A 20,695-nucleotide genomic window follows, 5' to 3' on the forward strand; every position below is an offset into this window, starting at 1 on the left:
ATCAGTCCTTGTCCTGATCTTTGTCTTGATCTTTGTCCTGGCTCGCCGTCGCCGACAGGCCGAGCAGGCCGGCGAGCGAGCGCCGATGGCCGGTATCGATGGTGGCGTAGACGCTCATGCCGGCCTTCAGCTTGCGCATGTATTTGTCGGTCTCGTCGAAATAGATGCGGATCGGCACGCGCTGCACCACCTTGACGAAATTGCCGGTGGCGTTCTGCGGCGGCAGGATCGCGAATTGCGCGCCGGTGCCCGGTGAGAGCGAGCCGATCTTGCCCTTGAAGAGATGGTTCGGGAACGTATCGACCTCGAGCGTGACCGGCTGTCCTTCGGTGACGTAGGTGAGGTCGCTCTCCTTCGGATTGGCGTCGACCCAGGGATGGGCAACGTCGATGATGGAGAACACCGGCGTGCCGGCGGTGACGTAGCGGCCGAGCTGGATCTGCTCGACCTGTGTTGCCACGCCGTCCATCGGCGCGCGCAGCACGGTGTGGTCGAGGTTGCGCTCGGCATCGTCCAGCTTGGCTTTGGCCTGCGCATAGGCGGGGAATTGCTCCAGCGGCAACTCCGGATTGCCCAGCAATTGGGTCTTGGCATTGGAGAGTTGCTGCTTGATGTATTGCGCCTGCGCGCCGGCGGTAACCAGCGCATTCGATGCGTTGTCGAGATCGAGCTGCGAGCCGTAATTGTTCTTCACCAGCGCCTGCTTGCGCTCGACGTCACGTTGCTTCAGCTCGACGCCCTGCTGGGCGAGATTGAGCATGTCGCCGTAGATCTTGATGTTGGCAACGAGATTGTCATAGGTGATGCGGGCTTGGGCGAGTTGCGCTTTGGCTTCTTCCAGCGCATGACGGAACGGAGCGGGGTCGATCCCGAACAGCTCGTCGCCGTGCTTGACGATCTGGCCTTCTTTCACGATGACCTTCTGGATCTTGCCGGAGATATCAGGCGTCACCAGCACCTTCTGCGCGCCGACATAGGCATCGTCGGTGCCGACATAGCGGCCGCCATTGAGATAGAAGGTGAAACCCGCAATGGCGACGACGACCGGCAGCACGACCAGGAGCAGGACGCGGCGATAACGACGCAGGCCGGCCAACAGGCGGCGACGCGGATTGGTGCCCGCTTTCTTGGTGGGCTTGCCGTTGCCGATTTTCTGCTCGGGCTGGAACTTGAGCACCTGATCAGCCATAGCGCTGCTCCTTACGCGCTTGTTCCGCTCCGCTGGCCTGGATCGCGGTACGCACGTTTTCCTTGATTGTTTCGAGTTGGGTGAGGAGGCGATGGGCGTCCGCCGGGGTAATGCCGTCGAGCGCGTTAGCCGTGAGCTCGGACTTCAGCCCGCTCATCCGTCCGAGCAACTGCCGCCCGGCCTTCTTCAGGTACAGCCGCTTGACGCGGCGATCCGAAGGATCGTTGCGGCGCTCGATCCAGTCACTGTCACAGAGCTTGTCGATCAGGCGCGTCAACGTGATCGGCTGCACCTCGAGAAGCTCGGCGAGTTCCGACTGCTTCATGCCTTCGCTGCGCTCGACCTTGGCCAGCACCGCCCATTGCGCACGGGTGATGCCGAAGCGCGAGGCTTCCTTGTCCGCGTAGACGCGCAACAGGCGATAGAGCTCAGCGAGCGTAAACAGGAAGTTCTGGTCCACGGCCCCGCGGCTCATGAGCTTGATCTCCAATAAGCTTGGAATATAATAAGCAAGCTTATGATTATTTCATGGCGGGTTATCGGGATGCTGTCCCGCAGGATGAGCATGGCTGATCGCCGCATCGCCGGTCCTGCTTTGGGTTCCCCTTTCGAAATGCTAGAACGCCGGTCCCATGACCCTCGCAAAGCCGGCATTTCCCGCGCCCGACCACGATCACGGCCGCTGCACCGCGGATGCGCTGGCGCATGCCGAGGCCGTCTGCGAGCAACGCACGCAGAAATTCACGCCTATACGCCGCCATGTGCTGGGGGCGCTGCTCTCGAGTCACCGGCCGCTCGGCGCCTACGAGGTGATCGACGAGCTGGCGAAATCGATGCCGCGGCCGGCGCCGATCACGGTCTATCGTGCTCTGGATTTCCTGATGACCAACGGCCTTGTGCACCGCATCGAAAGCCGCAACGCCTATCTGGCCTGCGCCGCTCACGACCACGACGCGACCTCGGCGGTGACGTTCCTGATCTGCGAGCGCTGTGGCCTGGTCGGTGAGATTCCGTCGGCATCCTTCGCCAGGGATCTCAACGCCGCCGCGCGCAGCTCAGGCTTCGCTCCCAAATTGTCCGTGGTGGAGATCACGGGCGTCTGTGCGCATTGTCAGAAAGCTGCATAGAGCAACCACGGCGCAAAGCCGGTTTCAGGAAGACATGTCCCCACCACAAGCGATATCGTCCGCCGGTCGTCCCCTCAGTGTCGGCGCCATCGCCCTGATGCTCATGCTGTGCCTGACCTGGGGGTTCAACCAGATCGCGGTGAAGCTGGTGCTGCCGGACATTCCGCCGATGCTTCAGGCCACGTTCCGCTCGATGGGCGCGCTGCCGGTGCTGTTCATCATCGGCAGCTTGCGCGGCGTTAAATTCTTCGAACGCGACGGTACCTGGAAGCCCGGAATCATCGCCGGGCTGATGTTCGGCATCGAGTTCGTGCTGATCTTCCAGGGCCTGCGCTTCACCCCGGCATCGCGGGCCGTCGTGTTCCTCTACACCGCGCCGTTCTTCGTCGCGCTCGGCTCCTACCAGGTGCTCGGCGAGCGATTGGGCGGGACGCAATGGCTGGGGCTCGCCGTAAGCTTTGCCGGTGTCGCACTCGCGATTGGCGTGCCGCAGCCCAACGTCGATTCGCATGTTCTGCTCGGCGACCTCATGATCGTCGGTGGCGCCGCGCTGTGGGCGGCGACCACGCTGGTCGCCAAGGCCACCCGGCTGCGCTTCGCGGCGCCGGAGAAGGCGCTGGGCTACCAGGTCGCGACCTCGATCCCGATCCTGGGCGCGGCCGCCTGGCTGTTCGGGGAGACCGTCCCCCATACCCCGTCGCCGCTGTCGCTGGGCCTGATGGCCTTCCAGGCGATCTGGGTCGTGGGAACCACGTTCACGCTTTGGTTCGCGCTGGTGAAGACCTATTCGGCCAGCAAATTGTCGGCTTTTACCTTCATCACCCCTTTGTTTGGCGTGGTGGGTAGCTATTTCATCATGCACGACACGCTGAATATGACATTCGGGGCTGCTGCCGTCCTTGTAATTGCTGGGCTTTTTATGGTTAACCGTCCCAGCCAATCTGCTGCGGCGCCGCGCGATGCATTGCTGAACGTCACCAAAACCTGATATTTGGACGCCATGAACAAGCTCGAAAACACCATCGATTCCGACATCGCGGGGCCTGCGCCACGCCATCGCACCACCCAGGTCAAGGTCGGCGACGTTGCCGTCGGCGGCGGTGCGCCGATCGTCGTGCAGTCGATGACCAACACCGACACCGCCGATATCGACGGCACCATCGCCCAGGTCGCAGCGCTCGCGCGCGCCGGCTCCGAAATGGTCCGCATTACCGTGGACCGCGAGGAGGCCGCCGCCGCCGTCCCGCATATCCGCGACGGCCTGCTCAAGCGCGGCATCACCACGCCCTTGATCGGTGACTTCCACTATATCGGCCACAAGCTGCTCGCGGCCTATCCGGCCTGCGCCGAGGCGCTCGCCAAATATCGCATCAATCCCGGCAATGTCGGCTTCAAGGACAAGCGCGACACCCAGTTCGGCGACATCATCGAGATCGCCAACAAGAACAACAAACCGGTGCGCATCGGCGCCAATTGGGGCTCGCTCGACCAGGAGCTCCTGACCAAGCTGATGGACGAGAACGCGGCGTCCGCCAATCCGCGCGATGTGCGCGCGGTGACGCGCGAGGCCATGGTGCAATCGGCGCTGCTCTCGGCCGCGCGTGCCGAAGAGCTCGGCATGCCGAAGAATCGCATCATCCTCTCGGCCAAAGTCTCGGCCGTGCAGGATCTGATCGCGGTGTATCAGGATCTCGCCCGCCGCTCCGACTACGCGATCCATCTTGGCCTCACCGAAGCCGGCATGGGCACCAAGGGCATCGTGGCGTCCTCGGCCGCGCTCGGCATCCTGCTTCAGCAGGGCATCGGCGACACCATCCGCATCTCGCTGACGCCGGAGCCCGGCGGCGATCGCACCCGTGAGGTGCAGGTCGGCCAGGAACTGTTGCAGACCATGGGCTTCCGCACCTTCGTGCCGCTGGTTGCGGCGTGCCCGGGTTGCGGCCGCACCACCTCCACCACGTTTCAGGAACTGGCCAGCTCGATCCAGGGCTTCATCCGCGACGAGATGCCGACCTGGAAAACGAAATATCCCGGCGTGGAAGAGCTCAACGTCGCGGTGATGGGCTGCATCGTCAACGGCCCCGGCGAATCCAAGCACGCCAATATCGGCATCTCGCTGCCGGGCACGGGCGAAGCGCCGGCCGCGCCGGTGTTCGTCGACGGCAAGAAGTTCCGGACCCTGCGCGGCCCGACCATCTCCGCCGACTTCAAGGCGCTCGTGATCGACTACATCGAGCAGCGCTACGGCCAGGGCGCCAAGGTGCCGGTGACCGCCGCGGAGTAGGCGTCCTTCCAACGTTGGAATCGTAGGGCGGGTTAGCGAAAGCGTAGCCCGCCTTATTTTGTGGTTGCGAGTTGGCGGGTTACGCTTCGCTAACCCGCCCTACATTGCTACGATGTCCCCAATCAAGATCGATCGGGAGGCACGCCATGAGCTCACTCGCCGGCAAGCAGGGGCCGCGCTATCGCCATACGGCGGATGACGGCGCACCGTACGAAACCATCGCGGTCGAAAAGCTGACCCCGATCATCGGTGCGGAAATCTCCGGCGTCGACATCGGCAAGCTTGTCTCCGACGATGCCCGCTCCAACCGGCAGATGGACGAGATCCACCGCGCGCTGGCCGAAAACCTCGTCATCTTCTTCCGCGACCAGCACATCACGCCGCAACAGCATCTCGCCTTCGGCCGCAAGTTCGGCGAGCTGCATTTTCATCCCGCCGCGCCGCATGAGGATGAAGACCCGGCGCTGATGAAGATCTACGCGGATGCGAACTCGCCGCGCGCCAACGGTGAGGGCTGGCATTCCGACGTCTCCTGCGATCTCGAGCCGCCGATGGGCTCGATCCTCTACATCAAGCAGTGCCCGCCGCGCGGCGGCGACACGCTGTTCGCCAACATGTACGCCGCCTATGAGGCGCTGTCGGATCGCATGAAGGCCTATCTCGACGGGCTGACCGCGCTGCATGATGGCGAGCCGATCTATCGCGGCCTCTACGCCAATTACGGCGTCGCGGACCGCCCCGCCTACCCGAATGCGGAGCATCCCATGGTGCGCACGCATCCGGTCACGAGCAGGAAGGCGCTCTACGTCAATCGCGGTTTCACCCGCCATATCAACGGCATTCCGCGCGACGAGAGCGACGCGATGCTCGCCTATCTCTACCAGCACGCCGAGAACCCGCTGTTCCAGTGCCGCTTCCGCTGGACCGAGAACGCCATCGCCTTCTGGGACAACCGCTGCACCCAGCACCGCGCGATGTGGGATTATTGGCCGCACACGCGGTCAGGCACGCGCGTGACGGTGAAAGGGGAGCGGCCGGTTTAACGCACCGGTGCCGCGTTGACGTCTTCGTCCGTCCGCGCCAAGCTTCCCAAAAATAGATCGGGAGGACTTCCATGCTCCGCGCCGAGGACAACAAATTCCTGACCGAGTCGGGGCCCGGAACGGGCATGGGCGAATTGTTGCGTCGGTTCTGGATTCCCGTGCTTCTGTCCGAAGAACTCCCCGAGCCCGACGGCGAGCCGAAGAAGGTCGTCGTGCTCGGCGAAGAGCTGCTCGCCTTCCGCGACACGCGCGGCGTTGTCGGAATCATCGACCAATACTGCCCGCATCGCGGCGCCAATCTTTGGCTCGGGCGAAATGAGGAATGTGGTATCCGCTGCGTCTATCACGGCTGGAAGTTTGACACCGACGGCCGATGCGTCGACATGCCGACCTCCTATCCCGACCTCAACGCAAAAGACCTGATCCGCATCAAATCCTATCCGGTGTGCGAATGGGGCGAGATGATCTGGGCCTATATGGGGCCGGCTGACGCAATGCCCGAGCTGCCCGATCTCGAAATGGCGCTGCTGCCGGCCTCACACCGCTACGTCAGCAAGAAATGGCAGGACTGCAACTGGGTGCAGGCGCTGGAAGGCTCGATCGACACCGCGCATTTCACCTTCGCCCATCTCTCCTTCGACAAGGAGGAGAACGAGATTCTGGACATCAAGAAGCATTTTGTGAATCCGATCGCGCGGATGTCGAGCGATCACATGCGCTGGATCGCGGAGGATCCGCGCCCTGTGATCAAGATTCAGGCGCACGAAGCGGGCCTCACCATCGCCGGCGGGCGGCTCACCGGCCGCGACGACATTTACTGGCGCATCGCCCAGTTCCTGATGCCGTTCCATTCCTATGCGCCGAGCGCGATGCCGGGCGAGAACATTTTTGGCCAGACCTTCGTGCCTGTTACCGACACAAATTGCTGGATCTACACCTATGCCTGGAATCCGGAGCGGCCGCTGACGCAAGCCGAGCGTGACGGCTTTGACCGTGGCAACGGCGTGATCGCGGAGGTCGACGGCAATTACGTGCCGCTGCGCCACAAGGGCAACGACTATCTGATCGACCGCAAGCTCCAGAAGACCAGGAGCTACACCGGCATCAAGGGCGTCTCCGAACAGGACGCCGCCGTGCAGGACAGTCAGGGTCCGATCGCCGACCGTACCCGCGAGCATCTCGGCCCGACCGATCTCGGTATCATGCATTTCCGGAAAGTCGTGATGGAGCTGGCGCGGGCGCTTCAGCAGGGCCAGCCGCCGCCGCAGGCCGCGCATCAGGACCGCTATGCGGTGCGTTCCGGCGCTTGCGTCACCAGCAAGGCCAAGGACCTTTCTGCGGTGATGCTCGAGCGATTCGGTGACGTCACAGGCTTTGTCGGCCGACCGCGAATCGCGGCAGCGGAGTAGCGCTTGGGGCAGCCGCGCAGCATCATTGCAAGTCTCGCCTTGCCGCTCGTCGCGGCGATCTTGCTATCGTCGCTGGCGCCTGCTGACACCGGTCATGCCGCCATCGCGCGAAAGGTTGCAAGACCCAAGCCGGCGCAGTCGCCGGTCAAATGTGAGATGCCGAAATTCAGGATCGTCGTGGATGTCGGGCACACGCCGGACTCCTACGGCGCGTTGAGCGCGCGCAATGATCCGGAATTCGGCTTCAACTTCCGGCTTGCGAGGCTCATCACGGCGAAGCTCAAGGCGGAGGGCTTTGCCGCAGCCCGCCTGCTCGTCACCGACGGCAAGGCGCGGCCGAGCCTGCTCAAGCGCGTCGGTGCCGCGAATGACGGCCGGGCCGATCTCTTCCTGTCGATCCATCACGACTCGGTGCCGGACAAGCTGCTCGGGACTTGGGAGTTCGACGGCGCAAACAGCTACTTCAGCGACCGTTTTTCGGGCCATTCGCTGTTCGTGTCGCAGCGGAATCCGCACTTCGCTGCCAGCCTGATGCTGGCCCGGATGATCGGCAGGCAGCTGAAGGAGCAGGACCTGCACTATGCCAGTCAATACACTCTTCCGGTGATGGGCCGCTACCGGCGCCAATTGCTCGACAAGGATGTCGGCGTCTATCGCTATGACGGGCTCGTCGTGCTCTCGCAAACCCGCAGCGCCGCTGTGCTGCTCGAAGCCGGTTCGATCATCAACCGCGACGAGGAAATGGCGATGAACTCTCTGGAGCGGCAGGAGATCATTGCGGGCGCCGTGGCGGTGGCGATGAAGGAGTTTTGCGCGAGGCGGTAGTTTGCTTCGCTCGCAATGACGGGAACCTATAGCGGTCCTCCGCGATACTCCCGGTTCGCCAAGCTCGCCTCCTCCAGATCCAGATCCCGCTCGATCCGCCGCCGCGTCTCGTCGGTGATCTGACCGTCGCGCAGCAGGTCGTGAATGAATTTGCGCTCGGCGGCGATCAGGTCGCGGGTCAGCGCGGTGCCGGCCGCGGAGACGTCGTGGTGGGTGGGATCGAGCGAATCGGGGAGCTGGTTGACCCGGATATCGTGGCGCGCGCGCAGGAGACGCATCACCTCGTCCGAGACTTCCTGCTCCCCCGTCAGCGCGTCGAGCGACTTCAGTGCCGCATCCAGGGCCTGGCGGCGTGCCGCGATCTCGGCGTCATGCTCGGCGGCATGCTCGTTGCGACCGGCTTCCGCGACACCGAGCCAACGCACCACCGGGGGCAGCGTGAGGCCGACGCCAATCAGCGTGATGAAGATGACGCCGAAGGCAACGAACAGGATCAGGTCGCGAAACGGAAAGGCCTCCCCGCCCGGCAGCGTGAATGGCAGCGCCAGCGCTGCTGCCAGCGACACCGCGCCGCGCACGCCGGTGAACGCAAGCACGAACGGCCATTGCCATGGTGGTGACGGATCGCGCGCACGCAGCGACTTGCTGAGCATTCGTGGCAGATAGGTCGCGGGATAGAGCCAGGCGAAGCGCGCGACCACGACGACTGCCAGCACCACGGCGGTCGCGATCATGATATCGTCGAGCGGGAACGCCTTCGACTTCTCGTAGAGCGCGCGCATCTGGAACCCCGTAAGCAGGAACAGCAAGCCCTCGATGAGATAGATCACGAGGTCCCAGAAGAAGATGCCTTGCAGGCGCGTCGATGCCGAGATCAGCAGCGGGCCGTTCCAGCTCACATAGAGGCCACAGGCGACGGTGGCGATCACGCCGGAGCCGCCGACATGCTCGGGCAGCCAGTAGGACACGTAGGGCGTGATCAGCGAAAGTGTCAGTTCGACCTGCGGGTCCCCCGACCATTTGCGGAACCGCAGGGAGAGCCAGCCGACACCGATGCCGAAGGCGATCTCGCCGGCGACGATGAGCAAGAACTCGCCGCCTGCCAGGGGCAGCGAGAAATGCCCGACCATGATTGCGGCGAGCGCGAAACGGTAGAGGATCAGCGCGGTGGCGTCATTCGCGAGCCCTTCTCCTTCGAGGATGACCATGAGCCTGCGCGGCAAATGCAGCCGGCGCGCGATCGCGAGCGGCGCCACCACGTCGGGCGGCGCTACGATGGCACCAAGCAGGAAGCCGATCGTCCAGGGCAGGCCGATGAAATAATGCGTGGCGGTTGCGACCAGCGCTGTGGTGAAGATCACCGCGCCGACCGCGAGCAGCACGATCGGGCGAAGATTCTTTTTGAATTCGCGCCAGCTCATCGCGACGCTCGCGGAGTAGATCAGCGGCGGCAGCACCATCAGCAGCACCAGTTCCGGCGGCAGCTCGACCGGCGGCATGCCCGGCACGAAGGCGAGGCCGACACCGGAGAGCATCAGCAGAATGGCAGGCGCGATGTTGAAGCGGCGCGCGACAAGCGCGGTGCCCGCCAGCACGGCGAGCAGGATGAGAAAGGTCTGAAATTTCGCTTCCATGATGATCTGTCTTCACCCGGAAGCGGCCGCAAGGTCAATGCGTGCGGCTTACGCCAGCCGCTCGGCCACCATGCGGCCGGTGCGTGCGAACACGGCTTCGATCTGTGCCGCATTCGGCGTGCCGCCCTGGGTGTAGGCCGCGATCAGGATCGGCGTTTCGGGCTTCGACCAGACCACTGCGATATCACCCGAGGCGTCCTTGCCGTTGTTGCCGGTTTTGTCGCCGATCTTCCAGCCTGCGGGGAGCCCGCCGCGCAGCCGGTTCGCGCCGGTCTTGCAACCCACCATCCATTCCGTCAGGTGAGCACGCGAGGCCGGCGACAGCGCCTCGCCCGCCACCAGACGGCGCAGATTGCCTGCCATCGCCGCCGGCGTCGTGGTGTCCCGGGGATCGCCGGGCGGTGAGCGGTTGAGCTCGGGCTCGTTGTGGTCGAGCCGCGAGGTGGTGTCGCCGAGCGATCGCCAGAATGCGGTGAGCGCGGCGGGACCGCCGATCCGCGCCAGCAGCAAATTGGCGCAGGTGTTGTCGCTGAGCTCGACGATCGCCTTGCACATCTCGGTGACCGACATTGCGCCGGCGGCAATGTTTTGCTTGGCGACCGGTGCGTACTCGAGCAGGTCGGCCTTGCCGTACGGGATCATGGCCGCAAGCTGATCCTCGCCACGATCGACCCGCGCCAGTACGCAAGCCGCGAGCGAAGCCTTGAATGTCGAGCACATGACGAACCGCTCGTCGGCGCGCCATGCGAGCTTTGCGCCGGTCGCGAGGTTCTCGGCATAGACCCCGATCCGGCCGCCACTCTCGCGCTCATAGGTTTCGAGTTCAGGCTGCGCGTCAGCGGCGAGCGCGGGGGAGGCGGCAATCCAGCATAGCGAGGCGAGCAGCGAACGGCGGTCGAGAAGCATGAGGGACTCTTGGGCGAGACGGAGGCGGGGGCGAGCAAGAAGGAAGCCCCCTCACTCACGCAGGTCATACCGATACGATTTCGACACGATCTGCCAGCCGTCGGCGAGCTTCATCGCCACCAGATAGTCGGTGAAAAAACGCGGCGGCAACTGGCACCGGACCTTGATGAAGGCGGTTCTGTCGTCCGAACGGTCGATGGTGACGATGAAATCCTCGCGTGGCTTGCCTTCGGCCTTGCCGGAAGGGCGCTTGCGCACGCGGTCGAGCCAATCCGGCACGGTCAGCACCTGGAGCTCGCCTTTTTCGACCCAGCGCAAATCGGCGGAGGGATGGAAGATGGCGCCGAGCTTTTCGGCATCGCCCTCGTAAAGTCCGTCGAAATAGGATTGCACGACGGCTTCGACGCTCGAACGGTTCTGGCTCATGGGTCATCCTCTTGAATGATGGCTCGGGGCGAACTTAGTCGTAGACGTCAAAATGCGCTATGGGAGGGCGTACGATTTGCGCGAGGACACCGTGATGGGATCAGGGAATTCGAACGCTCGTATCCTGGTCGGCGAATGCTACTGCCGCGCCGTGCGCTACGAGGTGGCGGACGCGTTCTCGTATGCGATGAACTGCCACTGCTCGAATTGCCGCCGCACCACTGGCGCCGCCTTCAAGCCGTTCGCCGGCATCGAGCAGAGCAAGCTCCGCATCGTCAGCGGCGAGAACCAGCGCACCATCTATGGTGACGACACCACCCATGACGCCCACTGCGCCCGCTGCGGCTCGCTGCTTTATTCCCGGGTGCGAGAGGGAAAATGGGTCCATGTCGCCATGGGAACCCTGGTCGATGCCCCCTCGATCCGGCCGAGCGTCCACATTTTCGTCGGCTCGAAGGCGCCCTGGCACGAGATTACGGACAATCTGCCTCAATATCGGGGTCACGTCGGGGATGTCTGAGGGAACCTGCTGCGCACCTATTTCTGGGCGAACCGCGACCCGGACTGGCGCGACAAACAAAAGGGGCCTTTCGGCCTGCCGCCGGCGCCACCTTCGTGACCTCCATCACAAGCGTCCGCGGCGGACCCTGCTAAAGCCATCCCAAAGGGGCTCGAACGGCCCTGAACTCGGAAGTCGTGTCATGCGCAAATTGCTCAGACTTTGCCCACTTCTCCTCGCCGTCGCGCTGCTGTTCGGCGCCGGGCCCGCGTTCGCCGGGAAGCGTGTCGCGCTGGTGATCGCCAACTCCGCCTATCAGCATGCGCCCTCGCTTACGAACCCCGTCAATGACGGTTCGGTAATGGCCAGGACGCTGAAGGAGGCCGGGTTCGACATCGTCGATTCCCGGCACGATCTGACGGCGCTGGAGACGCGGCGCGTGCTGCGTGAATTCGCCGACGGGACCCGCGATGCCGATATCGCCGTGGTCTACTATGCCGGCCACGGCATCGAGGTCGAAGGCTCGAATTATCTGATCCCAGTCGACGCCAAGCTGGAGCGTGACACCGACGTCTTTGACGAGGCGCTCTCCCTCGACCGCGTCCTGGTCGCGGTCGAACCGGCCAAGCAGCTTCGCCTGGTGATCCTGGATGCCTGCCGTGACAATCCTTTCGGCAAGACCATGAAGCGCACAGTCGCCTCACGCGGCATCGGCCGCGGCCTTGCCCAGGTCGAGCCGACCAGCTCCAACACGCTGATCGCCTATTCGGCCAAGGCCGGCTTCACGGCGCAGGACGGCGACGGCGCCAACAGCCCCTTTACCGTGGCGCTGTCGAAGCACCTGACGACGCCGGGCCTCGACGTTCGCCGCGCCTTCGGTTTCGTGCGTGACGACGTGCTCAAGTCGACCGGAAACAAGCAAGAGCCGTTCGTCTATGGCTCGCTCGGCGGCGAGGACGTGCCGCTGGTGCCGGTCAAGGCGACCGCCGCGGCCCCGGCGGCGTCCGCGGCGAACCCGCAAGCCGACATCCGCCGTGATTACGAGCTCGCGCTCCAGGTCGGCAACAGGCCGGCGTGGGATGCCTTCCTCGCCCAGCATTCCGACGGCTTCTATGCGAGCCTTGCCAAGCTTCAGCTCGAAAAAATCGGCGCCGAGCAGGCTCATGCGGCGGCCACCGATAAGGCGAAACAGGCCGAGGCCGAGCGTGATCGTCTTGCCGCACTTGGCGCGCAGAAGGATATGCAGGCCAAGGCAGCCGCCGATGCGAAGGCCGCCGAGCAGGTACAGCTTGCGGCGCAAAAGGCCAAGGAGCAGGCGCAGCAGCAGGCGGCCGCCGCCGAGCAGCAGCGCGTCAATCTCGCCGCCGCGGCGCCGAGTGCAGCGCCCGCCAGCACGGCGAGCCCCGCCGGCACCAACGTCGCGTCGCTGACGCCGGCCACCGCGCCGGCCGATCTCAGCCGCTCGGTGCAGACCGAGCTCGGCCGCGTCGGCTGCTTCTCCGGCGCCGCCGACGGCAACTGGACGACCTCCGCGCAGCGATCGTTGTCGCAGTTCAATCGTTACGCCGGCACCAAGCTCGACGTGAAGGTGGCGAGCACCGATGCACTCGACACCGTCAAGTCGAAACAGTCGCGCGTCTGTCCGCTGGTTTGCGACCACGGCTTCAAGGCCGACGGCGACAAGTGCGCCAAGATCATCTGCCGCGACGGCTATGCGCTCAACGACGACAACGAGTGCGAGAAGCAGCGTGCCGCCAAGCCCGCCAAGCCTGCGACTGTCAATCCTGCGACCGCAAAGCGTGACGACGGCGACGAGCGTCCCGCACGGCAGCGTCGTCAAGCCGGAGGTGAGACTGCCGGAGCGGCGGGCGGCTTTGGTGGTGCTGCGGGCATCGCTGCTGCCGCTGGCGCCAGCCGCCGCTCGAGTGGCGGACAGCTATTCTGCAACAGCGCCGGCTGCCGTCCGGTCAACCGCGGCTGCCATCTCGAATATCGCGGCGGCGGCGGCCCCGGCAACGATGCCAATGCCGAGGTCTGCAACTAGGATTGCGGGAGTGAGTTCAGGTCGAGATCGCGCTCGCCGCAATGTTCACCGTCAGCGCCAGCAAGGCCGTGTTGTAGATGAACGAGATGATGCCGTGCGCGGTGGCGGTGCGGCGGATGGTCTTGTCGGATATGCCGACATCGGAGACCTGCGCGGTCATGCCGATCACGAACGAGAAGTAGACGAAGTCCCAATAATCGGCGTGGTCTTCCTTGTCGCCACTGGGAAACTCGAGGCCACCCGGCGTTGGGTGACGATAATAATCATGTGCATAATGCAACGCGAAAGTCGTGTGCACGGCGGCCCAGGACAGCGCGATGGTGGTGATCGCGATGGTCAGCTCCGCGGCGCCGCGGTGGGTGCCGAGTTCGGCGACGATCGCGGCGATGCTGGCGAATGCACCGGTCGCCGTCACCAGCAGGATCACGAAGCGGCCGTCGTCCTGAATCGCGGCGGCGCGGCGGATGTGCTGGTGGTCGTTGCACAGCATCATCGCGTAGACCAGCACGAGATAGACCGCAATCAGCGCATCCCAGCCAAGCACAAGCCGCGTCGTCAGCCGGAGTGAGCCCGGTAAGAGCAGGCAGACGAGGATACCGATAGCAAGCGATATGAACGTCCGCGGCCGGGCATAAATCAGCCGCATCGGCCGCGACATCTTGCGGAAGCGGGCGAGGACGGGATCTTCTTTGCCGCCGGTCGCCATCGATGTGCGTCAGTTCTTGCGTTCGGCCACGAAGCGCGCAGCTGCTTGCAGCACGGCGGCCCGTTCACCGAAGATCGACACAGCGCTGTCAGCTCGCGCGAGCAGGTCGCGGACGCGCTGCTTGGCGCCTTCGAGGCCAAGCTGTGTGACGAAGGTGGTCTTGCCCATTGCGGCGTCCTGGCCCGACGGCTTACCGAGCGCCGTTGCATCGCCTTCGACGTCGAGCAGGTCGTCGGCGATCTGGAAGGCTTCGCCGAGCGCGCGGCCATAATCGTCGAGCGCCTGATATTCCTTTTGCGAGGCTTGGCCGAGGATCGCGCCGGCAATGCAGCCGTAGCGCAGCAGCGCGCCGGTCTTCATCTGCTGAATGCGGGCGACGTCGATCGGCTCGTTGCCGCCAAAGCGGCCTTCGCCGGCGAGATCCAGGATCTGGCCGCCGACCATGCCACCGATGCCGGCGCAGCGCGCCAGCGCGCGCGTCAGCAGCAGCCGCACATTGGCGTCGCGATGAATCTCGTCGCGGGTGACGATGTCGAAGGCGAGCGTCAGCAAGCCGTCGCCGGCGAGGATCGCGGTCGCGTCATCGGTCTTCTTGTGCAGGGTGGGGCGGCCCCGGCGCAGGTCCGAATTGTCCATCGCCGGCAGGTCGTCATGGATCAGCGAGTAGCAGTGGATGCATTCGAGCGCGGCGCCCACGAGCAGCGCGGCTTCGCGGGGAACGCCGAACACCGCCGCACTCTCGACCACCAGGAACGGCCGCAGGCGCTTGCCGCCGTTCAGGCTCGAATAGCGCATTGCGTCCATCAGCCGCTTGGGGCGGGCGATCTCATCGTGCAGGATGTCGTCCGACAGCAGGCGCCCGAGCAAGGCTTCGGTGTCGTCAGCGGTCTTGTCCAGACGTTTGGCGAAATCGGACGGGGACGTGCCGGTCATCAAGAAGGGCTCCAGAACTAAAATTCGGCGGGACAATCCTTTATGAGCCCGCCTCAGTCAATCGTTTGGAAGGCCTAAAAACTGCTGGAAAAGGCCCGAATTATCACAGACTTAATGATTGGGCCCGTAGCCGCATTTCATTTTGCGCCGGAAAGGTCGATTTGCGCATCGTTAAAATCCTGCTGGTAGCGCTCGCGGTCGTCATTCTCGCGCCGTATGTGATCGCCCCGTTTTACCGCACCGGCCATCCGGCTTCGACGTTGATGGCCTGGCGAAGCTTGCGGGGCGCGCCGATGCAGCGGGAATGGATCGGCCTGGCGGCGATGTCACCCTCGGTACCGCGATCGGTGGTGGCGGCCGAGGACGCCCATTTCTGCAAGCATCACGGCATCGACTGGGGCGCGTTGCGCGAGGCGATCGACGATGCCAAGGAGGACGGTACGCCGTTCCGGGGCGCCTCCACCATCACCCAGCAGGTGGCCAAGAACCTGTTCCTCTGGCAGGGGCGGGATTTCATCCGCAAGGCGCTGGAATTCCCGCTGGCGCTCTGGATCGACTTCGTCCTGCCCAAGGCGCGGATCCTGGAAATTTACCTCAACATCGCCGAACTCGGCCCGCAGGGCCAGTTCGGCGTGGAGGCGGCCAGCGCCTATGCCTTCGGCAAATCGGCCGAGGACCTCTCGCCGCGGGAAGCGGCACTTCTGGCCTCGATTCTGCCGAATCCGGTCAAACGCAGCGCCAGGACGCCGGGGCCGGGCGTCCGGCGGCTGGTCGGGACCTATGTGGCGAGGGCGCAGGCCAGCTCGCTTTCGACCTGCTGGCGGGAAATTCGCTGATTTCGGGTCCTTTTCGGACGTATTTTCCGGGCCGTGAGCCCTAGATTTAAGGCCGGCCTTCCTCTATAAGCCCGGCCTTGACTGGCATTCAGCTCGCCTCGGTTTGCGGGTGCTGAGCCGTTCCCTCGTGGACGATGCCCTGATGACACCAATCCCTAGAGGATACTGAAATGGCCGTTCCGAGAAGAAAAACCTCGCCGTCGCGCCGTGGCATGCGCCGCTCGGCTGACGCCATCAAGAAGCCGACCTATGTCGAAGACAAGGATTCCGGTGAACTCCGTCGTCCGCATCATCTCGACCTCAAGACCGGCATGTACAAGGGTCGTCAGGTCCTGAAGAAGAAAGAGTCCTGAGTTCGGAACCTTCCTTTGGGCAGGACGATCGGGCCTGCCTGATTTCGGCCCATGAAATATGACGGTGACGGCGGCGGAGCGAATGCATCGCCGCCGCATTGTCCTGTCTGGATATCTTGATCGAGAAGGCATTTCGCCGATGGTCGGTTTCCCGCTGCTCCTGATCCCGCTCGCGGTCTACAACATCATCGCCTTCCTGATGCCGAGCGTGTCCTTTACGGACGTGCTGTTCAAGGTGCCGATGATCACGGGCGAGGTCTGGCCGGTCACGCTCGCCGACGTGATGCTCGCGTTGGGTGTCGTGCTGCTGCTGCTTGAAGTGGTCAAGGGCGCGCGGCCCGGCTCTAAATTCCTGATGGATCATTTGCTGTCGCTGATCGTGTTCGGCGCGGCTGCGGCCGAATTCGTGATGTGGCCCAAATTTGGCAACTCCACTTATTTCCTTCTGGTGCTGCTCGCGATGGCCGATTTCCTCGGCGGCATCGCCCAGCGCACGCGCCGCCGCGTCGGTTATGTCGCCGAGACGGCACCCGCGCCGCGCAAGGCCAAGCGCCAAGCGGAAGTGACAGCCGATGAAGCGGTGGTCGAGCCCAAGTTCGAGCCGGTCGCGGTGCCGCCGGCATCCGCACCTTCCGCGCATTCGGTCGCCGAATCCGTACTGATGGATCATCCTGCGCCGAAGCCCGTCCAGAGCACGCCCTCGCCGGAAATCCCCTCGCCGCATTTGCAGCCGGGCAACGGTACGCAGCCGTCTCCCGACGCGCCGCGCTGATCGGCTTCAAGCCACCTGCCGCGTGCGCGCGGTGACGCTCGGAAGCGGGCGCTTGCTGCCATAGGCGACCTGCGCATCCTCGGAAGACGCGCGGCGGAGCCGGCTCGTCTGGGGCATGTGCTCGGCATTGGCGATGAGCTGGGTGACGAAGCTGGGATCGGGGCGCGGCAGCGGTGCCTTGTGGACCCACTGCAAAATCGGCATCAGCGGCACCAGAGCCGAGCCTGTGCCGTTCGCCGCTTCGTCCGATCGATCAGTACTCAACATCGCAATCACCGTTGGTCCGGCGAAGATTGTCTCGTTTCGAGACGCTGGCGCCGGTGCGTGTCATGTACTCGCAAGGCCTATGCCGGGCGGGCCGGTTTGGTTCCTGGGCGCGAGGAAACGTGGTTTCCAAATTGTTTATCAACTTTGCCTAGGTTCGGGGGCGAATCTGGCTCTATCCTGTGCCGACTTAGGACTTCCCGCTGTCCCGAAACGAGGCGATTTTGACTCCCGCATTGCCGCAAGCCTCCGACATCCTGGCCGCCCTTGGGCAAGCCGTGTTCGCTTGGGACATCGCCAACGATGCCATCGTCTGGGGTGAGCAGGTCAGCGCCATCTTCCCCGGGATTCCCGCCGAGCGGCTGGCTACCGGCGCCGAATTCGCCAAGCTGATCGAGCCAGTGCAATCGCTGCGGACCGCCGCGCTGGCGCAGACCTCAGCCGTGCATGGCGCCGACGGCACGCCCTACCGGGTCGAGTACGGCGTGCGCTTGAGCGCCGCCGATCCCATCGTCTGGATCGAGGAGACCGGCCGTTGGTTCGCCGGTCCCGACGGTCGCCCGGTGCGTGCGATCGGCTCTGTCCGCATCAACAATGAACGCCACGCCCGCGACGAGGAACTGACGAAGCTGGCCCGGCTCGATCCGCTGACCGGCGAGCTCAATCGCTCACATCTGATCGCCGCGCTGGCCGAGGCGATCGAGGAGACGACCCGTTTCCGCTCGACCGCGGCCTTCATGCTGGTCGGTATCGATCATCTCGCGCGTGTCAACGACGCCTTCGGTTTCGACGTTGCGGATGCCGTGATTCTCGACGTCGCCAAGCGCATTCGCGCGCGCCTGCGCGGCGGCGACGTGCTCGGCCGCTTCTCCGGCAACAAATTCGGCCTGATCCTGAAGAACTGCACGGTCGACGACATGAACGTCGCCGCCGAGCGCTTCCTCGCCGGCATCCGCGACGAGGTGGTGCCGACCAAATCCGGCCCGGTGTCGGTCACCGCCTCGATCGGGGCGGTCAGCGTGCCGCGCTATGCCCGCAATGCCGATGAGGCCGTCAATCGCGCCCATGAGACGCTGGACGCCGCGAAACAGCGCCGCGTTGGCTCGTTCGCGGCCTGGCGTCCGGATGCCGCGCGCGACGCCCAGCGCCGCGTCAACATCCGCGTCACCGACGAGATCGTCACCGCGCTGAACGAGCGTCGCATCAAGCTCGCCTATGAGCCTGTCGTGTCGGCCACCTCGCGCGAACGCGCATTCCACGAATGCCTGGTGCGGATGGACCAGGGCGACGGCCAGGTGCTGCTGGCGCCCGACATCGTGCCGGTCGCGGAACGGCTCGGCCTCATCCGCCTGGTCGACCACCGCGTGCTCGAGCTCGTGGTCGCCGAGCTCGCCGCCGCGCCTGACATCTGCCTCAGCCTCAACATCTCGCCAGATACGACGATGGATCCGGACTGGTGGGCCAGCATCGAATCGCTCATGCGCGCGCATCCCGGCGTCGCCGAGCGGCTGATCGTCGAGATCACCGAAACGGTCGCGATCCAGGACATCGACGACGTGCGCGGCTTCGTCACCCGGCTGAAGAATTTCGGCAGTCGCATCGCCATCGACGATTTCGGCGCCGGCTACACCTCGTTTCGCAATCTGCGCAAGCTCGGTGTCGACATCGTCAAGATCGACGGCGCTTTCGTCCAGAACATCACTCGTTCCGCCGACGACCGCGCCTTCGTGCAGACCCTGATCGACCTCGCCCGCCGCCTCGACATCAAGACGGTCGCCGAATGGGTGCAGGACGAAGAAGCTGCGAACATGCTGCGCGACTGGGGCTGCCACTTCATCCAGGGTCGCCTGATCGGGCTCGCCTCAGCCGACCGCCCATGGGGCGCGCCGCCGGACAGCGCGTTGCCCGCGGCTGGCTGAGACACTCTAGGAAACCCTCACGCCCCCTCATCCAGGGCCACAAGTTCGCGCTTCTTGCGCAGCGCCGGCAACAGCGGCGCGATCAGCAGCGCCAGCGCGAGCGCAAGACACGCCGCCGAGATCGGCCGCTGCACAAAGGTCCAGAGGTCGCCCTGCGACAGGATCAGCGACTTGCGCAGATTGTTCTCCATCATCGGTCCCAGCACGAATGCCAGCACCAGCGGCGCGGGCTCGAAGCCGAGCTTGCGCATGAAATAGCCGATGATCCCGAACGCGATCATCACATAAACATCGAACACATTGTTGCTCGAGCAGTAGACGCCCAGGATCGTGAACAGGATGATTAGCGGAAACAGGATGTTGTAGGGCAGCTTGAGCAGCTGCACCCACATGCCGATCAGCGGCAAATTGAGAATCAGCAGCATGACGTTGCCGATATACATGCTGGCGACGATGCCCCAGAACAGGCCGGGGTTTTGCGTGATCAGCAGCGGCCCCGGCTGCAGGCCGTGGATGACGAAGGCGCCGAGCAGCAGCGCCATCACCACGTTCGGCGGGATACCCAGTGTCATCAGCGGAATGAACGCACCGCCTGCCGCCGCGTTGTTGGCGGACTCGGGACCGGCTACGCCCTCGATCGCGCCGTGGCCGAAGCGCTCCGGCGTTTTCGACAGCCGCTTCTCCAGTGCATAGGACGCGAACGAGGCCACCACAGCGCCGCCGCCCGGCAGGATGCCGAGCAGAAAGCCGAGTAATGTGCCGCGCGCCACCGGGCCGGCGCTCGCCTGCCAATCGGCCCTGTTGGGCAACAGCTGCGTGATCTTGGCGTTGATGATGTCGCGCTTGATCGCCTGCTCGGTATTGAGCAACACCTCGGCGACTCCAAACAGGCCCATCACGACGGGCACGAGCCCGATGCCGTCGATCAGCTCCATGCGGCCGAACGTCAGCCGCGGCTGCGCTGTGATGCTGTCGAGCCCGATCAGTCCGAGCACGACGCCGATACATGCCATCAGAAGCGCCTTCGGCATCGATCCCTGGGTGAGGAAGGTGAGCACGATCAGGCCGAGCACCATCAGGCTGAAATACTCGGCCGGGCCAAAGGCGATCGCAATGCTGGCAAGCCGAGGCGCCACCAGCATCAGTGCGACGAGCGAAAATGTTCCGGCAATGAAGGAGCCGAAGGCGGAGATGCCCAGCGCGGGGCCGGCACGGCCCTGCTTCGCCATCTGGTGGCCGTCGATACAGGTCACGACGGAAGCCGCCTCGCCAGGGATGTTGACCAGGATCGAGGTGGTCGAGCCGCCATACATTGAGCCGTAATAGATCCCCGCCATCATGATGATGCCGGATTCCGGCGTTCCCGACAGTGTCACCGGAAGCAACAGCGACATCGCCGAGATCGGTCCGATGCCTGGCAGCACGCCGACCAGCGTGCCGATGAAGACGCCGATGAAGCAGTAGAGCAGGTTGATCGGCAGGAGCGCGACGCCAAAACCATGCGCGACGTTGACAAGCGTATCCAT

The 20,695-nt window shown here is 64.4% G+C and carries 21 protein-coding genes; 12 read left to right on the forward strand and 9 right to left on the reverse strand.

Going from position 1 to position 20,695, the window contains the following annotated elements:
* Window position 1 precedes the first annotated feature (1 nt).
* Both IVA88_RS00675 and IVA88_RS00680 read right to left on the reverse strand, forming a co-directional pair.
* Entirely contained in the window at window positions 2–1,189 is a 1,188-nt protein-coding gene (locus IVA88_RS00675; RefSeq protein ID WP_247495374.1) for an HlyD family secretion protein, read from the reverse strand.
* Window positions 1,182–1,664: a MarR family transcriptional regulator gene (locus IVA88_RS00680; protein ID WP_247495375.1), complete on the reverse strand. Its 483-nt coding sequence runs from the start codon at window positions 1,662–1,664 to the stop codon at window positions 1,182–1,184. Before IVA88_RS00680 ends, IVA88_RS00675 begins: the two co-directional genes overlap by 8 nt.
* A gap of 157 nt (window positions 1,665–1,821) precedes the next feature.
* On the opposite strand from IVA88_RS00680, the gene IVA88_RS00685 reads away from it, so the two are divergent.
* From IVA88_RS00685 to IVA88_RS00710, 6 genes are all read left to right on the forward strand, one after another.
* The gene (locus IVA88_RS00685; RefSeq protein ID WP_247495376.1) at window positions 1,822–2,316 is read left to right on the forward strand and encodes a transcriptional repressor; all 495 of its coding nucleotides are present in this window, start codon (window positions 1,822–1,824) and stop codon (window positions 2,314–2,316) included.
* Window positions 2,317–2,350: 34 nt separating this feature from the next.
* Window positions 2,351–3,304 (forward strand): DMT family transporter, encoded by a 954-nt coding sequence (locus IVA88_RS00690; protein WP_247495377.1) that lies wholly within the window; start codon window positions 2,351–2,353, stop codon window positions 3,302–3,304.
* 12 nt (window positions 3,305–3,316) lie between these two features.
* Window positions 3,317–4,600 (forward strand): flavodoxin-dependent (E)-4-hydroxy-3-methylbut-2-enyl-diphosphate synthase, encoded by a 1,284-nt coding sequence (gene ispG / locus IVA88_RS00695; protein ID WP_247495378.1) that lies wholly within the window; start codon window positions 3,317–3,319, stop codon window positions 4,598–4,600.
* A 146-nt stretch (window positions 4,601–4,746) separates the two neighbouring features.
* On the forward strand, window positions 4,747–5,643 hold the full coding sequence (locus IVA88_RS00700) for a TauD/TfdA family dioxygenase (protein ID WP_247495379.1): 897 nt from the start codon (window positions 4,747–4,749) through the stop codon (window positions 5,641–5,643).
* Window positions 5,644–5,714: 71 nt separating this feature from the next.
* Window positions 5,715–7,052, forward strand: a complete 1,338-nt coding sequence (locus IVA88_RS00705) for a Rieske 2Fe-2S domain-containing protein (protein WP_247495380.1) — start codon at window positions 5,715–5,717, stop codon at window positions 7,050–7,052.
* Window positions 7,053–7,055: 3 nt separating this feature from the next.
* Complete coding sequence (locus IVA88_RS00710) at window positions 7,056–7,877, forward strand: N-acetylmuramoyl-L-alanine amidase (protein ID WP_247495381.1); 822 nt, start codon at window positions 7,056–7,058, stop codon at window positions 7,875–7,877.
* A gap of 26 nt (window positions 7,878–7,903) precedes the next feature.
* On the opposite strand, the gene IVA88_RS00715 is transcribed toward IVA88_RS00710, so the two are convergent.
* The 3 genes from IVA88_RS00715 to IVA88_RS00725 are packed head-to-tail and all read right to left on the reverse strand — an operon-like array spanning window position 7,904 to window position 10,843.
* A complete protein-coding gene (locus IVA88_RS00715; RefSeq protein ID WP_247495382.1) occupies window positions 7,904–9,511 on the reverse strand; it encodes a Na+/H+ antiporter in 1,608 nt (535 codons plus the stop codon).
* Window positions 9,512–9,559: 48 nt separating this feature from the next.
* Entirely contained in the window at window positions 9,560–10,417 is an 858-nt protein-coding gene (bla, locus tag IVA88_RS00720; RefSeq protein WP_247495383.1) for a class A beta-lactamase, read from the reverse strand.
* Between the two features lie 51 nt (window positions 10,418–10,468).
* Window positions 10,469–10,843 (reverse strand): nuclear transport factor 2 family protein, encoded by a 375-nt coding sequence (locus tag IVA88_RS00725; RefSeq protein WP_247495384.1) that lies wholly within the window; start codon window positions 10,841–10,843, stop codon window positions 10,469–10,471.
* 91 nt (window positions 10,844–10,934) lie between these two features.
* Between IVA88_RS00725 and IVA88_RS00730 the strand changes: the two genes are divergently transcribed.
* Window positions 10,935–11,363, forward strand: coding sequence for a GFA family protein (locus tag IVA88_RS00730; protein ID WP_247495486.1), 429 nt, complete (start codon window positions 10,935–10,937; stop codon window positions 11,361–11,363).
* A gap of 181 nt (window positions 11,364–11,544) precedes the next feature.
* Window positions 11,545–13,386: a caspase family protein gene (locus tag IVA88_RS00735; RefSeq protein WP_247495385.1), complete on the forward strand. Its 1,842-nt coding sequence runs from the start codon at window positions 11,545–11,547 to the stop codon at window positions 13,384–13,386.
* Between the two features lie 16 nt (window positions 13,387–13,402).
* On the opposite strand, the gene IVA88_RS00740 is transcribed toward IVA88_RS00735, so the two are convergent.
* Complete coding sequence (locus tag IVA88_RS00740) at window positions 13,403–14,092, reverse strand: DUF1345 domain-containing protein (protein WP_247495386.1); 690 nt, start codon at window positions 14,090–14,092, stop codon at window positions 13,403–13,405.
* Window positions 14,093–14,101: 9 nt separating this feature from the next.
* Window positions 14,102–15,025 carry a polyprenyl synthetase family protein gene (locus IVA88_RS00745; protein ID WP_247495387.1) on the reverse strand — a complete coding sequence of 308 codons (924 nt, stop codon included), beginning with the start codon at window positions 15,023–15,025 and terminating at the stop codon, window positions 14,102–14,104.
* A gap of 161 nt (window positions 15,026–15,186) precedes the next feature.
* Between IVA88_RS00745 and mtgA the strand changes: the two genes are divergently transcribed.
* The 3 genes from mtgA to IVA88_RS00760 all read left to right on the forward strand — a co-directional run bounded on the left by mtgA (window position 15,187) and on the right by IVA88_RS00760 (window position 16,986).
* Window positions 15,187–15,861, forward strand: a complete 675-nt coding sequence (gene mtgA / locus IVA88_RS00750) for a monofunctional biosynthetic peptidoglycan transglycosylase (RefSeq protein WP_247495388.1) — start codon at window positions 15,187–15,189, stop codon at window positions 15,859–15,861.
* Window positions 15,862–16,031: 170 nt separating this feature from the next.
* Window positions 16,032–16,214, forward strand: a complete 183-nt coding sequence (gene rpmF, locus IVA88_RS00755) for a 50S ribosomal protein L32 (RefSeq protein ID WP_007598106.1) — start codon at window positions 16,032–16,034, stop codon at window positions 16,212–16,214.
* Between the two features lie 139 nt (window positions 16,215–16,353).
* Window positions 16,354–16,986: a hypothetical protein gene (locus IVA88_RS00760; RefSeq protein WP_247495389.1), complete on the forward strand. Its 633-nt coding sequence runs from the start codon at window positions 16,354–16,356 to the stop codon at window positions 16,984–16,986.
* A 6-nt stretch (window positions 16,987–16,992) separates the two neighbouring features.
* Here the strand turns inward: IVA88_RS00760 and IVA88_RS00765 are convergent, their stop codons facing one another.
* Window positions 16,993–17,253 carry a hypothetical protein gene (locus tag IVA88_RS00765; RefSeq protein WP_247495390.1) on the reverse strand — a complete coding sequence of 87 codons (261 nt, stop codon included), beginning with the start codon at window positions 17,251–17,253 and terminating at the stop codon, window positions 16,993–16,995.
* A gap of 221 nt (window positions 17,254–17,474) precedes the next feature.
* Between IVA88_RS00765 and IVA88_RS00770 the strand changes: the two genes are divergently transcribed.
* Window positions 17,475–19,169 (forward strand): bifunctional diguanylate cyclase/phosphodiesterase, encoded by a 1,695-nt coding sequence (locus IVA88_RS00770; RefSeq protein ID WP_247495391.1) that lies wholly within the window; start codon window positions 17,475–17,477, stop codon window positions 19,167–19,169.
* A gap of 17 nt (window positions 19,170–19,186) precedes the next feature.
* On the opposite strand, the gene IVA88_RS00775 is transcribed toward IVA88_RS00770, so the two are convergent.
* Entirely contained in the window at window positions 19,187–20,695 is a 1,509-nt protein-coding gene (locus tag IVA88_RS00775) for a tripartite tricarboxylate transporter permease (protein WP_247495392.1), read from the reverse strand.

Origin of the sequence: Bradyrhizobium sp. 149, assembly GCF_023073915.1 — a bacterium.
Lineage (GTDB): Bacteria > Pseudomonadota > Alphaproteobacteria > Rhizobiales > Xanthobacteraceae > Bradyrhizobium.

Coding starts and splice junctions, on each gene's coding strand:
- IVA88_RS00685 (WP_247495376.1), top strand. CDS start 1,822: ATGACCCTCGCAAAGCCGGCATTTCCCGCGCCCGACCACGATCACGGC.
- IVA88_RS00705 (WP_247495380.1), top strand. CDS start 5,715: ATGCTCCGCGCCGAGGACAACAAATTCCTGACCGAGTCGGGGCCCGGA.
- IVA88_RS00745 (WP_247495387.1), bottom strand. CDS start 15,025: ATGACCGGCACGTCCCCGTCCGATTTCGCCAAACGTCTGGACAAGACC.
- IVA88_RS00690 (WP_247495377.1), top strand. CDS start 2,351: ATGTCCCCACCACAAGCGATATCGTCCGCCGGTCGTCCCCTCAGTGTC.
- IVA88_RS00725 (WP_247495384.1), bottom strand. CDS start 10,843: ATGAGCCAGAACCGTTCGAGCGTCGAAGCCGTCGTGCAATCCTATTTC.
- IVA88_RS00760 (WP_247495389.1), top strand. CDS start 16,354: ATGGTCGGTTTCCCGCTGCTCCTGATCCCGCTCGCGGTCTACAACATC.
- bla (WP_247495383.1), bottom strand. CDS start 10,417: ATGCTTCTCGACCGCCGTTCGCTGCTCGCCTCGCTATGCTGGATTGCC.
- IVA88_RS00765 (WP_247495390.1), bottom strand. CDS start 17,253: ATGTTGAGTACTGATCGATCGGACGAAGCGGCGAACGGCACAGGCTCG.
- IVA88_RS00680 (WP_247495375.1), bottom strand. CDS start 1,664: ATGAGCCGCGGGGCCGTGGACCAGAACTTCCTGTTTACGCTCGCTGAG.
- IVA88_RS00735 (WP_247495385.1), top strand. CDS start 11,545: ATGCGCAAATTGCTCAGACTTTGCCCACTTCTCCTCGCCGTCGCGCTG.
- ispG (WP_247495378.1), top strand. CDS start 3,317: ATGAACAAGCTCGAAAACACCATCGATTCCGACATCGCGGGGCCTGCG.
- rpmF (WP_007598106.1), top strand. CDS start 16,032: ATGGCCGTTCCGAGAAGAAAAACCTCGCCGTCGCGCCGTGGCATGCGC.
- IVA88_RS00675 (WP_247495374.1), bottom strand. CDS start 1,189: ATGGCTGATCAGGTGCTCAAGTTCCAGCCCGAGCAGAAAATCGGCAAC.
- IVA88_RS00700 (WP_247495379.1), top strand. CDS start 4,747: ATGAGCTCACTCGCCGGCAAGCAGGGGCCGCGCTATCGCCATACGGCG.
- IVA88_RS00775 (WP_247495392.1), bottom strand. CDS start 20,695: ATGGATACGCTTGTCAACGTCGCGCATGGTTTTGGCGTCGCGCTCCTG.
- IVA88_RS00715 (WP_247495382.1), bottom strand. CDS start 9,511: ATGGAAGCGAAATTTCAGACCTTTCTCATCCTGCTCGCCGTGCTGGCG.
- IVA88_RS00740 (WP_247495386.1), bottom strand. CDS start 14,092: ATGGCGACCGGCGGCAAAGAAGATCCCGTCCTCGCCCGCTTCCGCAAG.